This is a genomic window from Thalassococcus sp., assembly GCF_982780845.1.
In genome coordinates, this window is the sequence record NZ_CEYADA010000010.1 from 73,283 (window position 1) to 87,067 (window position 13,785).

Below are 13,785 nucleotides of genomic sequence, written 5' to 3' on the forward strand. Positions count from 1 at the left end.
CTGGCCTTGAAACAGGATGGATCAGTAGGGAAGCGGCACAGCCGAGCGGACATCAGCCGCCGTCGGTGCACGACCACTGGCCGCCATGTTCTGCAGGTTGTTGATCGGGCTTTGGACCGGAAGCGCCGAGGGCACAGGTGCGGCCCCGCTTTGGCCCCCTGACCCGAACATCCCCATGCCGGGGATAGACGGCAGCGCGGGCGTATCGACGGGCTGGCTGTATTCGTAGACCTGATCGCTCTGGATGCCGTTCACAGCAAGGAAGTACTGCGCCGCACGCATCATGGTAGAGGTGTCTGCAAAGCTCAGGTCACTGGACGGCGCGTAGTCATAGTTCGACCCGCTATGGAACAGGGGCTGGCCGCTGGTGACGGACCAGACGCCCGGATTTTCCGCGATCACCTGCATCAGCTTGCGCACCTCTTCGGCCATCGTGCGGTGTTTCACGACGTTGACGGTGGTGCCGAATTCCGACTGCGCGACCCGTTCGATCACCTGCCACATGTTGTTCACGCCATAGATTTCGCGCACACGGGGCAGCTGCAGGATCTGCATCGCGGACTTCAGCTGGTTGCCCAGACGCTCGGCGGCGAACTGGACACCGGCAAAGCCGTAAAGCGTGCAGTTTGCGGCCAGATCGCGCACCGCCTTGCGGACATACTCGCCCGAGGTCGGCACCGCGCGGCGGCCTGTCTGGTCCAGCAGGTTGCCAACGGAATTCTGGCGTTCGTATTCCGAAATCGACGAAATTACACGCATCAGTAGGCTGTTGAATTCGCTGTTGGGTGAAACATCTGCACCCACATCACCACCCGGCGCGCCCAGCGCACGGCTGTATTGCGCGGAACGACCAGTCACGCTGACCTTGTCGTGGTTCCAGTAATACTGATCCAGCAGCCGCGCGGTGGAATCGCCTGCCATGGGCAGAAGACCCGCCATGAACAGTTCGACAATCCGGTCTGTCGCGCTGAACAGCATCATCTGTTCGCACTGGTAGACCACATAGATCGACGATACCGCCGTGATGTTTTCCTTCACGATATCGTCGCTACCACCGGACGGATCGGACAGCGGCGGCAGATCAAGATAGGCAACCCCGTTGCCCCCACCCGAGCCACCGCCCAGCTTCAGGGTTTCATTGGCGTAACGCGCCTCGACCGCGTTGGCGAACCCTTTGTCGTTGGGTTTGACCGAGTCGTGGATATCGACCATCTGGCGACCGACCGAGGCGTAGGAATCGAAGAAGATTTCGTTGTCGTCAGCTAAGACCTTAGCCACTGCGTAAAAGACATCGCGCTTAAGCGTGAAATCCGGTTCAAACACATCATTGCCGACTTCGGCGTGGTTGGGATCAGCAGCGCTGTTCAGTTCGTTGACCGCGTCTTTCACATAGTCAAAGAACTTGGCCGCGTCCGGATCATGGCGTCCCTCCAAAAGCAGGATGCCCATGACCGCGCCCATCGCGGCGAAAGCAGCCTCATCATTTCGCGGCACCGCATTGAGCCGCTTCATGGCAAGGATCACGCCCGAGATCAGGGCCTTTTGACCGACCGAGAACACACGGCTGCCGTTGTCACCATCGTAGTGAAGGCGCGACGGCAGTTTGGATTCATCGAAGGCATAAATTGAATCAATTTTGTCTAAAACTTCCTGGAATTCGGTCTCGTCCATTGTGGTATCTCCATTATTTGTGGTGCCGGTCACCACAATGGGTTCCGGAGTTTCTGGTTGGGCTTCTGGTTCAGGGGAAATCGTGTGCAACGCAGTGGACACGTCGCGCATGTAGGTTCTGACGGGTTCGGGTTTGTCACTGTCATCCAGTTCGGCCAGCGCCCGCAGCGTGTTCAGCTTGGTGCCGGGGTCCTGCTGGCCTTTGGCAATGACCTTTTCCACGAACCCTTTTGTCGCGTCCTTGGAATAGGTTTTGCCCGAGGCGGTGATCGCCTGACCGGCGATAACCATCGCGCCCAGTTCTTCACTGGCGTTTTCGGGGCTGATCTTTTTGTCCCGCACCCTTTGCGCCAGATTTTCCACCGCTTTGGTGGTGGCAGGGTCCAGATAGGACAGGAGCTTGGACACCGCCGCGTTGCGTTCGGGCGCGGACAGGTCCGGGAAAACGGCGCTGGCGAATTCGTTCCTCAGCACCTGCGGCAAGGTTGGGGCATTATCGGCCATTGGAACCTCCTTGATTTGCGGCGATCAGTTGATCCACCAGTGACAAGGTGCGAGGGACATTCAGGCGTCCGGCACCGGTTTCTTCGGGTCTGCTGTCGGGATGCGCGGGATCAGCCGCGCGACGCAGGACATCGCGACACTGGATCGCGTTCAGTCGCAGCCCTGCCGCATCGGCCCGCGCCAACATCAGCGCGACGGCACCGGCCACAAAGGGCGCGGCATGGCTGGTTCCGGTCGATGCGCGATAGCCTGTCAGTCCGGTCGAGATCACATCCTCGCCCGGCGCAGACAGGGCGATGTGATCGCCCATCGTGGAAAAGCTGGCCCTGCGGCCATGTTCGTTGATCGCGCCTACGGCGATCACCCCGTCTAACGCGGCGGGGTAGAAGCGTTCCGATTTACCAGAGTTGCCCATCGCGGCGACCGGCACGGCCCCTTTGGCCAGCACATACTGGATGGTGTCCGAATGAACCGGCGGCGCGCCAAAGGGCATGTCCTCTTCCGAGGTGCCGAAGGACAGGTTCAACACGCGTGCGCCAAGGTCCACAGCCGCCTTGACCGCAGCGTCGATATCCATAGTGCCGCCGATCCCGACGATCCGTCCGTCGGCAGAACGGGCGGCGGCCAGCGCGCGCACGGGGATCAGACAGGCGCGCCCGCCCACACCCGGCGGGATACGGTCGCCATTGGCAGCGATGATGCCGGCCACATGGCTGCCATGTCCGGTTTCGTCGTGGGCCATGATGTCGGGCGTGTCGCTGTCCCCGACAAGTTCCGCCCCGCCACCAAGCGCGCCACTGCCAAGATCAACCGTGTCTACGCCTGCCGCGATCCGGTTGTGAAATTCGGGATGACCCAGCGCCACACCCGTATCGACGACTGCCACGCGGATCGCAGGATCACCCGGCTCCATTTCCAGCGCGACAAAGGCGCCGACCTGCTGGAACGGGGCAAGTATTTTCTCGGGCGTCATGTCACGTGCCGACAGAACGCGGACCGGCGTGATGTCCATAGGGGCGAAAGACATCGGTTCGGGCATGGCCCATTCCACGTCATCACGTTGGTTCAGATCGTGCGCCAGATCGGCAGCGCGGGCGGATGTGGGAATATCCAGCGCCACGACACGATCCATCCCCAGCGCTTTTTCCGTGTCATCGAAACATTTGCAGCGCGTGCCTTCGTGCATCAGCGACTCGGCCGCGTGATAGACGCGGCGCACCTGCATCGCGCCCGCATGGTGATGGATGCAGCGATCGAGGCTGTTGTTGTCGATATGCCCCATGGGACGCGCCGCGCCCGCGATCACATCCAGATGCGAAGGCACATGTTCGGGACATTCGCAAAGCTTGGCCAGAACGCGGCCCGTGGTCATGCCGTGGTGGGTCATGATTGATCCTCCACCTCGTCACGATCCGGATCGGACCAGCCCGCGCCGCTGTCCGTTGGCGGGGTGTCTGTGTCCGTGTCCGGCTCCATCATCAGTGAAAGCGCCTCGACCGTGCCGCCGGGCAGTTCGAGCTCCAACAGACCACCTGTCAGCCCGTCCAGCTCCACATCGATGTGGCTTTGACTGAAGCTTCGGATCGGAAGCGTTTTACCGTCCAGCTTGGCGACAGGGCTTTCGCCCGCTTCGGTCAGGCGACGGCCCCGCAGGCGCAGTTTTGACTGGCCGCTGCGCAGCGACACCTCGGGCGTGCGCGGGCCGTTTGCTGCGGGCAGTGGCGTTTCCTTGCGCCCGATCTGGACAAGGTCGATGCGCGGACGCGCCTTTTGCAACCGCTGACGCAGAACGCCACTGTCCAGACCGGCAAATTGCGCGACCGAGTCTTCGTCCGTCCGCTGGCGCAGCTTTTCCAACTGGGCCAGATTGCGCACACCCAGACGCTGCAACTGTTTGCTTTCGTCAGGCGCAAAGCCGGCATCCTCAAGCGACGGGCTTTGCGTCATTTCCATCGAAATTGTGTTTTCCTCAATCATCGGGCGGGTGATTGTGGTGAAGCCGATCTTGATCACGCTGGCACCGGATTCATTCGGCCCCGAGGGGCGCAGCCGCACCTGACCGTCGCGGTCCATTTCCACGAAAACGGACAGATCGATGCTGAAATCCTTCAGCGCAAAGGTCAGCGGACGGTTCACCGCCTTCAGCCGCAGATTGTCTTGCGTTTTGTCCAACTGGGCGGTGATCGCCTCGAGGAAATCTTCGATCGGTGCGGCGGCGCTCATGTCGCGTCCTCCGCTGTTTCGCGGGCCTCGACCGGCACGCGGTGGGCCGAAATGATCATGCGTTGAACAGGGTTCTGAATGCCCGACACGAACCGGCTGGCCGGGGGGGCCACATCCGCCACCAACGCCCCGTCACGCCAGCCAAAGCTGACCTCGACCGCGGCATCCAGATGCGCCTCGGTTGTGATGGGCGCGCCCTCGATCTCGGGGCCGTCCAGCGCATCGAGGATCTGGGTCAGCGTGACGTGAAGTTCAGGGCGAAGCGACATCAGCGGCCTCCCCTGTTGGGATCACCCCAGCCGCTATCGCGGGAGGACGACAGCGACTGGCTTGAGACACCGGGCAGTTGCGGTGTTTCAGGGATCGGAACCGAGGAAACCGGCGTTTGTTCGGTCGCAGTGCCTTCGACGGTCTGGCCGTTCTGCGACGGGAAGGGCTTTGCGTGATTATTGATCAACTGAATGGCCTGACTGTCGGCAAAACGCTCCATCGGGAAGTAATCGGATTTGAACTTGATCCGCACTTCGCCGGTCAGTTCCGCACGCACGGAAATATCGGACTGGGTATTCAGATTGGTCGTTGTCACAACCAGCCCCGACGCCCCGAACGCATTGCGGCCAGCGGTGCCAGCCAAGGTCCAGTTCGTCGGCTTGTTATCGTCGAAATTCATCGTGGTGCTTTCAGACGCATCCACGTTGAAAATCAGTTTGGCGTTGATCTCACCTTCGTCGACGACGATGCGGTTCATGCCCATCATGACCATGGTCGCCAGCGACTGGTGCCGCGTTTCAGCCAAGGTGCGTTTGACGGCGGGAATGACCGCCTCGTTCAGGGCGGGTTCGTCGATGTCGCTGCTGTCGGTGAATCCTAGGTCTTGCAAGAAATTCGGCAGGGGCGAACTGCTGCCCGACGGCGGTGGCGGTGCCACGCCCAGTTTCGGACCTGTGGTTGTCACCTCGCGCTGAAAAACCGAGCCGTAGTTATCGGCCAGATGATCCCGCGCCATATCATCGGTGATGTGTTCGTCCATAAACTGGTCGACGGTTTTCGAAACCGAAGCCAGCAACTGGCTGTAGGCCTCCATCTGCTGGATCGAACTGTCAACAATCGCCTGAAACGTGCCCTGGATCAGCGAGGCGACGAAATCGGGAAACGCGATACTTTCCAGCATGTTCTGGGTCGCCGGACCGGCGCGGCGGATCACGTCGGGGTTGGCGGGGTCCTGAGGCTGGCCACCTGCACCCGTACCAGGGGGCAGCGGATCGGCCATCGGTCGGGCGGCGGCCTGCCCGTGTTCAAGATAGCCAAAGACCTTGGCCGCCTGCGCCCGCATCTTTTCCTGCTCGGCCATGGGAAGCGCACGAAACGCCGCGCTTTGATGCAGGGCGGCGGCCAAATCCTGGGCACTTGCGGGATGGGGGCTATGGGTCATGGCGCAAGGTCACTCCATCTCGGGCTTCAGGGATAAGGGGGCGTCAGAGGGGCCGCTTTCCACCGCCAATTGCGGGGCGCGTCCGGGCAGATCGCCGGCGGCGGCAAGACCGGCCAGCATCGCTATATTCTGGCGGGTGCCGTTTCCGGCAGACAGATTGGACCGGATCAGCGCCTCGGTCGCGGCAACGCCGGTTTGAACGGCACGATCAACGATCATCGCAAGCGCCCGTTCGCTGGTCATGTTCATCTGATCTGCCACATCAACCAAGGGGATCAGGCGCGTTTCGGCCGCCGCGCGGAACTGCATATCCTGAAAGGCCGGATGTTTGGCGGCTTCTTTGAAGACAGCGATCCAGTCGCGTGACCAAAGCTCTTGTCCGCCCACAGGTGCCATCCGCCCGCTTTCGCTGTCTGACGTGCACACCTGCAAAAGCTGTTCGGACAGGTCCTGATCCTTCAGGGTGAGTCTGGCCGCAAAGGCCGCAGAGTCTTCGTCTTTGCAGGCTTGCAGATAGACGCCCAGCGATCCGTCGATCTGGCAGAAACGCCCGATGCCGAAACACAGGCCCCGCCCGCCGATATTCGCCTGCGCCCGACCAAAGGCCGGTGCGGCGTTCGGAGCGGTCGTGGCGGCCAGAATGATCCGGCGCATGACGGCGGGTGTCAGCGACAGAGACGCCTGCGGCTGTGGCGTGGCAGGCTCTGCCGGTGCGACATCCTCGGGTGCAGGTGCAGGTGGCGTAGCTGGCTCTGCGGGGGGCTCGGACGACAGGTTCAGCGGGGCGGCGTCCAGATCTTCGAAAGACCCGTTGCAGTCGGGATCGGCCACAGATCTTTGCGGCTGTGGCGTTGCCCTTACGGGTGCCGCAACGGGGTTCACTGGTACCGGGTTTGAAGGGACAGCGCTTGAAGGAACTGGCGCAGACATCGGCCTGATCGGCATCATATCGCGGTCACGATAACTGCTAGCCGACATGCCCCCCGACACGTTGCCGCCTGACTGGTCTTCCGATGTCCCGAAGCGGCGCATGTTGGCGCGTGTCCGGTCAAGGTCGATCATGGGGGAAAGATCATTCATGGGTCTGGCCAACTGCATCTTCTATGATCCCGCCCAATTCGTCGGGATTCTGGAAAAACTGTCGTGCCGGCTTGTCGCCTGTGTCGGGGAAAACCTGCTCGACCCAGCCACGCCAGGTTTCGTCCGAGGCATCGCCCCGTGTTGCAGGCTCGCTGCGGTAAACGACAACAAAGCGGAAGGCCTGCACATTTCATCTCCTGCTGAGGCATGACGATTCGACCCCACTTTGCAGACCGCCTCTGACACGAGGCTCACCAAAGTCTCACAAAACTCTCGCAAAGCTGTGAGAGGTCGGAAAACGCAAAAAACCCGCCGTTGTGGCGGGCTTTTCAGAAAGAAGAAGATTTATTCTCAGCTACTTGGTTGCCTCAGGCGCCTGTCGACATTGGCCACAAGGCTGCGCGCTGCATCCAGTGACCCCAGCGCCATAGACAGCTGGTCTGTGATGGGCCGTTCGCTGCGCACCTGCCCCTTGGCCACCGGCGCGGGGCTTAGCGACAGCGACTGTGTCACACGGTCTTTGACGGGCCGCGCAGGGTCGTCGACAGTGACGTGGATCAGCCCCCGATACATGCGTTCCGTTTCGTCCGAGGGCGGTACTGACAATTCCTGTTCAAGGATATCGCGACATGCGCTGAACTGCCGGATCGCGCTGGCGCGGTTGCCCATCAGAAAGTGACATTTCATCGCCGTTCGATGCGCGTGCTCTAGCAAAGGATCAAGTTCCAGCAACCGATCCGCCCATCGCAGACCCGCCTGCCAATTGTCCTTGGCGGCTTCGTGATCCATCAAAAGCGTCATCAACGCCATGTGTTTGGAACGAAGCTTTTCCCGATAGAGAAAGCACCATTCCTGATCGAGCGACTTGGCAAAATCCCCGTGATAAAGCGCAATGGCCCGCCGCATACGGTCCGCATCTGCTTTGGAAATCTCATGCGGTGGCGTGTTGCGCAGATCGCCCCAGACCTGTTCCAGAAACAGGGCATCGACAAAAATCGGTGCATTCTGACGCAAGGCGATGCTGCGTCCACTGGTTTCCAGAATATCGGTGCTTGGCAGCCCTGCATTGTCAAAAACCGACCGCAGGCGCCAAAGATCGGTCGACAGCGCTTTGCGCCCCAGACCTTCGGAATGCTCGGATCGAAGCGCAAAGGCGGCCTCGCTTCGGGTCAGTTCCTGCCCCGGCGCAAGCGCCGCGAGCAATAGTAGTTCAAGTGATTTTTCGGTCGGGAACCTTAAGGCAGTGTTGTCCGCAAGTCGTGCGGACGGTTCACCGAAAGTGCTTAATGCCAGGACGGTCACAATTACCCCCTTGATGCAAAATGATAGGTGTAAAAAACAATGGCTTCTAAAATACCTTTACGATGACAGCCGATTTTGAATGCGTCCAGTCAAACGAAAGGCCATTCGCGAAAAACCGCCATTCACATCACGCACCCATGATGCAAGATGCCCGGAAAATCGCTTTATTTACAGAGCAGTAGGAGAAATATCTGCCCGATAGAAATTTAAGTAGAGAAAATGCGTATTTTCTTGGCAGGCGCTCTTTTCCGCCCGAATTCACCGTTCAAAATGGCACTGAAAGCAGCCCAACCATGGCTCGGGTGATTCTACTTTTGCGTAGGTCGCCCCTTGCGCCTGCAACCATGAATTAAGGTGATATCGCAGGTCGGAAAGCCCGCTTTGCACCGGCCTATAGCGGGGATGCCACGGGGCCGGATGATACTGTCCCCCACGGTCCCAATGCCCGCCACACCATGGCCCCCATGGGGATAAAGGGTTGTATTCTGAGGATATACGACAGTTGAGCAGCACACATTTGCCAACCGACTCTAACGTCTGGCGGCTGATGGTGTTGCCGTCTTCGGACAGGATCGACACAGGGCCCAGATTGACGCGGAAGTCAGGATCAGGCGGGGTGCCATAGGGGGTCGCGCGCACGGCTTCGAACCATTGCCGGCCCAACAGAACCTGACCGCCTGCGATATCGCCCGCGCCATCATGGGTGAAGTGACACTCGTTAAATACAAAACCATAGGGCACCTGCATCCTTGTGCTGGGGGCGGTGGCCCAGCTTTGGGCTTTGCGACTTCCCAAGGACCGGATGGTGCAGCCTTGGAAATGGGCGGTGCCCTGCCCGAAAATGAAATCCACATCGCCTTCGATCAGGCAGCTTTCAAAGGCGCTGCGGGTGATGCGGCCTTCGCGGGATTGCAAATACAGCGTGTCCTGAAAACTGTGCAGCGCCACGTCGCGCACAGCCAGCCCGTCGCCCAAAGACAAAAGCGCTACTGCCTGATGCTGCCCGCTAAGATACTGACCTTGCGCGTTTTTCGCATCGCCTTCGGCAGCAGCATCGCGGTCGCAGTTGTAGGTATTGCGGATGCTGAGGCCCTGAAGGCAGGTGCCCACCGCTTCGTTCCGCAGGACCGAGGCATTGGCCGTGCTCAGCTTATCCAGATCCGCGATCTGTTCATACAGGACCTGCACAGGTAGGGGGGAGGCCGCGAATTGCGCCGCGAAACGAGCGCGGTATTCCGACCCCGGCATTTCCGCATCGATGGCGGCGGTCAGAACCGTCCTGCCCTGCCCCGCGCCGGTGATCCGGAACCGCAATGCGTCATCCCCGATCTGCACGTTGGGCAAATAGACCAGCCCATCAAACTGCCCCTCGGCCAGCCGCAACTCGGCCAGTCCGCCATGCCCATCGGCCACAGCAGCCATGATCGCGGCATCAACGGCGGATTGGACGGTCTTGTGGTCCGATCCCGTCACCCCGACCGTCATCACCCAATCGGGCGACGCACCCCATGCAGGGGACCAAGGCAGGTCGTCAGGCGCGAGCGTCGCGCCCGCGCGGGACAGCACCCTGTCGCGAATGAACAGCGCGGCCTGTTCGTCGGTCAATTCGGGGTTAACCGGTTTCATGAAGGCTTAGGCGCTGACCTTTGACGGCATGCGCTGACCTTCCAGTTCCAACGACACCGCATAGGCCATCATCATCGGCCCGACGCCTTTGACGTCATCCGAAACGACCTTTTCCGACACGTAGTATTCGGCACTGCCATCGCGGAAGCGGCTTTCGTAATAGCCAAGGCCTGCGACCTCGCACATCTCGGCCATCTCGGGGCCGTTCGCGCCCTGCTTCATGACCCCAGCGGTCAGCTTATCCATCAGATCAGAGGGCGCATCGCACAGGCCCAGCGCGCTGCCTTTTTGCAAGGCATAGACAAACATCGCCGAGGCCGAGCTTTCACCGTAGTTGCCCGCAAGATCGGGCTGATCCATGACCTGAAGCCAAAGCCCCGACGGCTGGCGCAGGTCCAGCGTGCGCTTCAAAAGGCCGCGTGTGCGGGCTTCAAGCGGTTCAAACCGCGCGGCACCAACCAGTTCGCGGATATCGACCAGCGCCATCGCCAGCCAACCCACCGCACGCGACCAATGGGCCGGATTGTGGCCGGTCTGCGCATCGGCCCACGGTTGAAGGCGGGCTTCGTCAACGGCGTGGGCGTAAAGGCCGGTGCTGGCATTGTAGGTCATGTCCAAGGCGGTCGACACCTGCTGCAACGCGTCTGCAACCAAAGCGTCGTCGCCTGTTTCCTGCCCATAGCCGATCTGGAACGGCGCCCACATGTACAGGCCATCCAGCCAGACCTGCCAGGGGTACTTCAGCTTGTGCCAATAGACGCCGGATTTGGTGCGGGGATGGTTTTTCAACTGGGTCAGCAGATGCCCCGCCGCCGACAGCCACCGCGCCTCGCCCGTTTTTTCATGCAGATACAAAAGCGACCGGCCGGACAGCACGTGATCGACGTTGAACTCGGCCGGATCATAGCCGAAGAGTGTCGCGCCTTCGGGGCCGTCCTGCACCTGTTCGTTGATCAAACGCATCAGATGCGCTTCCCAGCGCGGATCGCCTGTTGCCTCGGACAGGAACTGCAGACCGCGATAGAGCAGACCATCCTCATAGCACCACGTCCCGCGTTTGTAGGCGTGGTAGTCGCGGGCGAAGGCATCAAAGAAATCGATCAACATAGGATGGGGTCCTTCAAAGGTTCGGCGCACAGGGGTTCACCCGTGACCTGAGTATTTTCGGCAATCATGGGGATGTGGCGGACGGGCGTCTGGCCCTCGGCCATCAGGGGTTCGGCAGGTTCGGCATCGGGGTCGAACGTGACCGAGAAATATTCCAACCGCACATTGGTGATCGGGCTTTCGGGCAGGCCCAGCATCGCGGCACCCGCCAGTTTGGCCATCTTGGCCGTCACGTTGCGGACAAGGATATTGTCGATCGCGGGCGTTTTTTCGGTGACCGGCGCAGGTTTGCGGGATTGCACCCAATCATCGCTGCCGTCGGGATCGCAGAAGTAATAGGCGTTGGCGACAACGGGTGTGTCCACATAGGTCATGTCCACGCGCTCCATCACCACATTGGCGACGCGCCCGCCACGTCCACGACGGGTTTTGATGCGCAGGCCGCGGTCGGTGCGGTCGAACGTGCAGTCTGTGATAGTGACACCGGTGATATCGCCGGACATTTCCGAGCCGAGGACGACGGCCCCATGTCCGCGTTCCATCAGGCAGTGGGTGACGGCCAGGCCCGTGGTCGGCGCTAAGTGGTCGGATTGCCCCTGATCGCCGCGCTTTCCGGCCTTCACCGCGATACAGTCGTCGCCCACGCTGAAATGCAGACCCGTCAGGGTCACGTCACAGCAGCTTTCGGGGTTCAGACCGTCGGTATTCGGGCTGTCAGCAGGGTTCTGGATGTGCAGGGCCGAGGCCGTCAGCCGGTCGCAGCGGAAGGGGTGAACAGTCCAACTGGGCGAATTGCGGATGGTCAAGCCAGAGATCTGGATATCGTCCGACCATGCCAGAAACAGCGTGCGCGGGCGACGGGCATCGCGGCGGGTGGATTTGGGCCACGACCACCAATCGCCCCTGTCACCACCGCCGTCAATTACGCCCCTGCCCGTCAGGATCAGACCGTGGCAGTCGATGGCTGTAACCGGCGCGGCAAAGGCGGCTTCTGGCAAGCCTTCCCAACTGGACAGCGGGCGGCCTGTGTCGTCGCGCGCGGGCAGGATGGGCCAGTTGGACCAATCGCCATGGGCGTTCAGCTCGGCCCCTTCGGGCAGATAGAACGTCATGCGCGGTTTCAGGAAAATCGGCCCAATGGTGTAGCGGCCCGGTGCAATGCGCAGCGTACCGCCCTCGGGCGTGGCATCAATCGCGCGCTGGATCGCGGCGGTGTTGTCGGCGGCGCGGGGATCGGCCCCGAAGTTGCGCGCATCCACCAGACCGGCGCATTTCAGCGTGCGGAAACACAGACGCCCCAGCGGCGTGGTCAGGCAATATTCGGTATCCGGCGTCAGGTTTTCGAAAAACAGCGGGGCCACAGTGGCCTTACCCGACGCGCAGGGTTTGTCACCACAGCTAAGCTGCCAACTGATCGGAACCGGCACGGCATAGCGTGCGCCGCCCGGAGCCAGCAAAAGACTTGCTGTCCGCGAAGACAGCTGGAGAACGCGAAGATCGCTCATAGACAAACCATTGTTCGAAAAGGCGGGGCGTCTGCGGATTAGAGGACAGCAGACGCCCCGTCAGGAGGATTACGAGTCGATGTCAGCCAAGGCTTCTTCGATGCCGTAAATCATCTCGTCCGCTGCCGTTTCGGCATCCACTTCGCCGTAGGCAAACAGCTCGAGATTGTCTTGCATCGCCGAACGGACGTCGGGATGCTCCATGAACGGGTGGATCGCCGGACCTGCGGCTGCCAGAACCTTGGCCTGCGCTTCGATCTGAACCGGCTTGATGGCGTCGTTGGCCAGAAGCTGTTCACGCGCGGCGGTCGAAGACGGCACACCACGGGCGGTGCCCATGGCCGCGATGCCTTCGGGTTCGTTCAGCAGGCAGTTCAGAACCTGTGCGGCGGCTTCCTTGTTCTCGGAATTGGCCGAGATCGAGAAGACCATGGATGCCTTGCGGTAGATGCCCGGTGTCTGCTGGCCGTTCTGGCTAAGCAGATCGACGTAGGCCAGTTCCTGACCATCTTCCAGCGGATCGTTGATTTTGAAGTAGGTGGAATCCCACTGGTAGGTGCCCGCGATCTTGCCCTTGGCCCATGCAGGATCTTCGTGCAGCGCCTTGACGCCCGATGCCTGCGCGGCCTTCCAGTTGTTGATCACGTGGTTGTCGACCAGCGTCTGGTAGAAGTTGATCGCGTCGATCAGTTCTTCTTTGGACCACAGGATTTTGTTCGTTTCCGGGTCGATCAGCGGCTTGCCGGTTTTCTGCGTGCCGTACAGCGTGACGATCAGCGTCGCGTCCAGCTTGGTTGCCTCGAACGGGAAGTAATCGTCGCCCAGCTTTTCCTTGAACACAGGGCCAGCTGCGATCAGCTCGTCCCACGTGGTGGGCAGCGGAACACCCGCTTTGTCAAAGGTCGTTTTGTTGAACACGAACAGACGGCCTGTTGTGGACACCGGCAGGCCGTTCAGCTTGCCCTTCATCGTACCCGCTGCCAGCTGGTCCGCCGACCACTGGCCCAGATCGATTGTGCCGGACAGTTCGTTCAGATCGGCAAAGCCTGTGCCACGGGCCGAAAAGATCGGCAGCCACGGCCAGTTGATCTGCATGATGTCGGCCTCGGTCCGGCCTGCGATCTGGGTCGCGACCTTTTCGAAGTGACCGGACCAGCCGGTGAATTCAGGCTTAACGGTGTGGCCGTACTTATCGCCACAAACCTTGATGCCTTCTTGCGTCGCCGCGTGACGGCTGTCGCCACCCCACCAGCTCATGCGCAGGTCGGCAGCAGAGGCCGCGCCCGCAAGCGCGGTTGTGGCAAGGGCAAGTCCCAATACAGTCAGTTTCATCGT

At 60.9% G+C, this 13,785-nt stretch carries 12 protein-coding genes; all 12 read right to left on the minus strand.

The window, feature by feature from the left end; translation table 11 throughout:
* Nucleotides 1–21: 21 nt before the first annotated feature.
* Nucleotides 22–2,175: a hypothetical protein gene (locus tag AC4FIA_RS12430; protein WP_490366115.1), complete on the minus strand. Its 2,154-nt coding sequence runs from the start codon at nucleotides 2,173–2,175 to the stop codon at nucleotides 22–24.
* Nucleotides 2,165–3,562 carry a S8 family peptidase gene (locus AC4FIA_RS12435; protein ID WP_490366116.1) on the minus strand — a complete coding sequence of 466 codons (1,398 nt, stop codon included), beginning with the start codon at nucleotides 3,560–3,562 and terminating at the stop codon, nucleotides 2,165–2,167. The genes AC4FIA_RS12430 and AC4FIA_RS12435 overlap by 11 nt, the downstream gene beginning before the upstream one ends.
* On the minus strand, nucleotides 3,559–4,398 hold the full coding sequence (locus AC4FIA_RS12440; RefSeq protein WP_488048522.1) for a hypothetical protein: 840 nt from the start codon (nucleotides 4,396–4,398) through the stop codon (nucleotides 3,559–3,561). Before AC4FIA_RS12440 ends, AC4FIA_RS12435 begins: the two co-directional genes overlap by 4 nt.
* Entirely contained in the window at nucleotides 4,395–4,667 is a 273-nt protein-coding gene (locus tag AC4FIA_RS12445; RefSeq protein ID WP_490366117.1) for a hypothetical protein, read from the minus strand. The genes AC4FIA_RS12440 and AC4FIA_RS12445 overlap by 4 nt, the downstream gene beginning before the upstream one ends.
* On the minus strand, nucleotides 4,667–5,830 hold the full coding sequence (locus AC4FIA_RS12450) for a hypothetical protein (protein WP_490366118.1): 1,164 nt from the start codon (nucleotides 5,828–5,830) through the stop codon (nucleotides 4,667–4,669). The genes AC4FIA_RS12445 and AC4FIA_RS12450 overlap by 1 nt, the downstream gene beginning before the upstream one ends.
* A gap of 9 nt (nucleotides 5,831–5,839) precedes the next feature.
* Nucleotides 5,840–6,910: a hypothetical protein gene (locus tag AC4FIA_RS12455; protein WP_490366119.1), complete on the minus strand. Its 1,071-nt coding sequence runs from the start codon at nucleotides 6,908–6,910 to the stop codon at nucleotides 5,840–5,842.
* Nucleotides 6,903–7,097 carry a hypothetical protein gene (locus AC4FIA_RS12460; RefSeq protein ID WP_287473031.1) on the minus strand — a complete coding sequence of 65 codons (195 nt, stop codon included), beginning with the start codon at nucleotides 7,095–7,097 and terminating at the stop codon, nucleotides 6,903–6,905. Before AC4FIA_RS12460 ends, AC4FIA_RS12455 begins: the two co-directional genes overlap by 8 nt.
* A 164-nt stretch (nucleotides 7,098–7,261) precedes the next feature.
* A complete protein-coding gene (locus AC4FIA_RS12465) occupies nucleotides 7,262–8,212 on the minus strand; it encodes an AfsR/SARP family transcriptional regulator (RefSeq protein WP_490366120.1) in 951 nt (316 codons plus the stop codon).
* A gap of 258 nt (nucleotides 8,213–8,470) precedes the next feature.
* A complete protein-coding gene (locus AC4FIA_RS12470) occupies nucleotides 8,471–9,838 on the minus strand; it encodes a pectinesterase family protein (RefSeq protein WP_490366121.1) in 1,368 nt (455 codons plus the stop codon).
* Nucleotides 9,839–9,844: 6 nt separating this feature from the next.
* Complete coding sequence (locus AC4FIA_RS12475; protein WP_490366122.1) at nucleotides 9,845–10,945, minus strand: glycoside hydrolase family 88/105 protein; 1,101 nt, start codon at nucleotides 10,943–10,945, stop codon at nucleotides 9,845–9,847.
* Entirely contained in the window at nucleotides 10,939–12,450 is a 1,512-nt protein-coding gene (pglA, locus tag AC4FIA_RS12480) for a polygalacturonase PglA (RefSeq protein WP_490366123.1), read from the minus strand. The genes AC4FIA_RS12475 and pglA overlap by 7 nt, the downstream gene beginning before the upstream one ends.
* A 69-nt stretch (nucleotides 12,451–12,519) precedes the next feature.
* Nucleotides 12,520–13,782 carry an ABC transporter substrate-binding protein gene (locus AC4FIA_RS12485; protein ID WP_490366124.1) on the minus strand — a complete coding sequence of 421 codons (1,263 nt, stop codon included), beginning with the start codon at nucleotides 13,780–13,782 and terminating at the stop codon, nucleotides 12,520–12,522.
* Between the last annotated feature and the right edge of the window lie 3 nt (nucleotides 13,783–13,785).

Bases quoted from the DNA above. Each gene is read 5' to 3' on its own strand.
- pglA (WP_490366123.1), bottom strand. From the start codon at position 12,450: ATGAGCGATCTTCGCGTTCTCCAGCTGTCTTCGCGGACAGCAAGTCTT.
- AC4FIA_RS12470 (WP_490366121.1), bottom strand. From the start codon at position 9,838: ATGAAACCGGTTAACCCCGAATTGACCGACGAACAGGCCGCGCTGTTC.
- AC4FIA_RS12430 (WP_490366115.1), bottom strand. From the start codon at position 2,175: ATGGCCGATAATGCCCCAACCTTGCCGCAGGTGCTGAGGAACGAATTC.
- AC4FIA_RS12445 (WP_490366117.1), bottom strand. From the start codon at position 4,667: ATGTCGCTTCGCCCTGAACTTCACGTCACGCTGACCCAGATCCTCGAT.
- AC4FIA_RS12485 (WP_490366124.1), bottom strand. From the start codon at position 13,782: ATGAAACTGACTGTATTGGGACTTGCCCTTGCCACAACCGCGCTTGCG.
- AC4FIA_RS12450 (WP_490366118.1), bottom strand. From the start codon at position 5,830: ATGACCCATAGCCCCCATCCCGCAAGTGCCCAGGATTTGGCCGCCGCC.
- AC4FIA_RS12455 (WP_490366119.1), bottom strand. From the start codon at position 6,910: ATGAATGATCTTTCCCCCATGATCGACCTTGACCGGACACGCGCCAAC.
- AC4FIA_RS12440 (WP_488048522.1), bottom strand. From the start codon at position 4,398: ATGAGCGCCGCCGCACCGATCGAAGATTTCCTCGAGGCGATCACCGCC.
- AC4FIA_RS12435 (WP_490366116.1), bottom strand. From the start codon at position 3,562: ATGACCCACCACGGCATGACCACGGGCCGCGTTCTGGCCAAGCTTTGC.
- AC4FIA_RS12475 (WP_490366122.1), bottom strand. From the start codon at position 10,945: ATGTTGATCGATTTCTTTGATGCCTTCGCCCGCGACTACCACGCCTAC.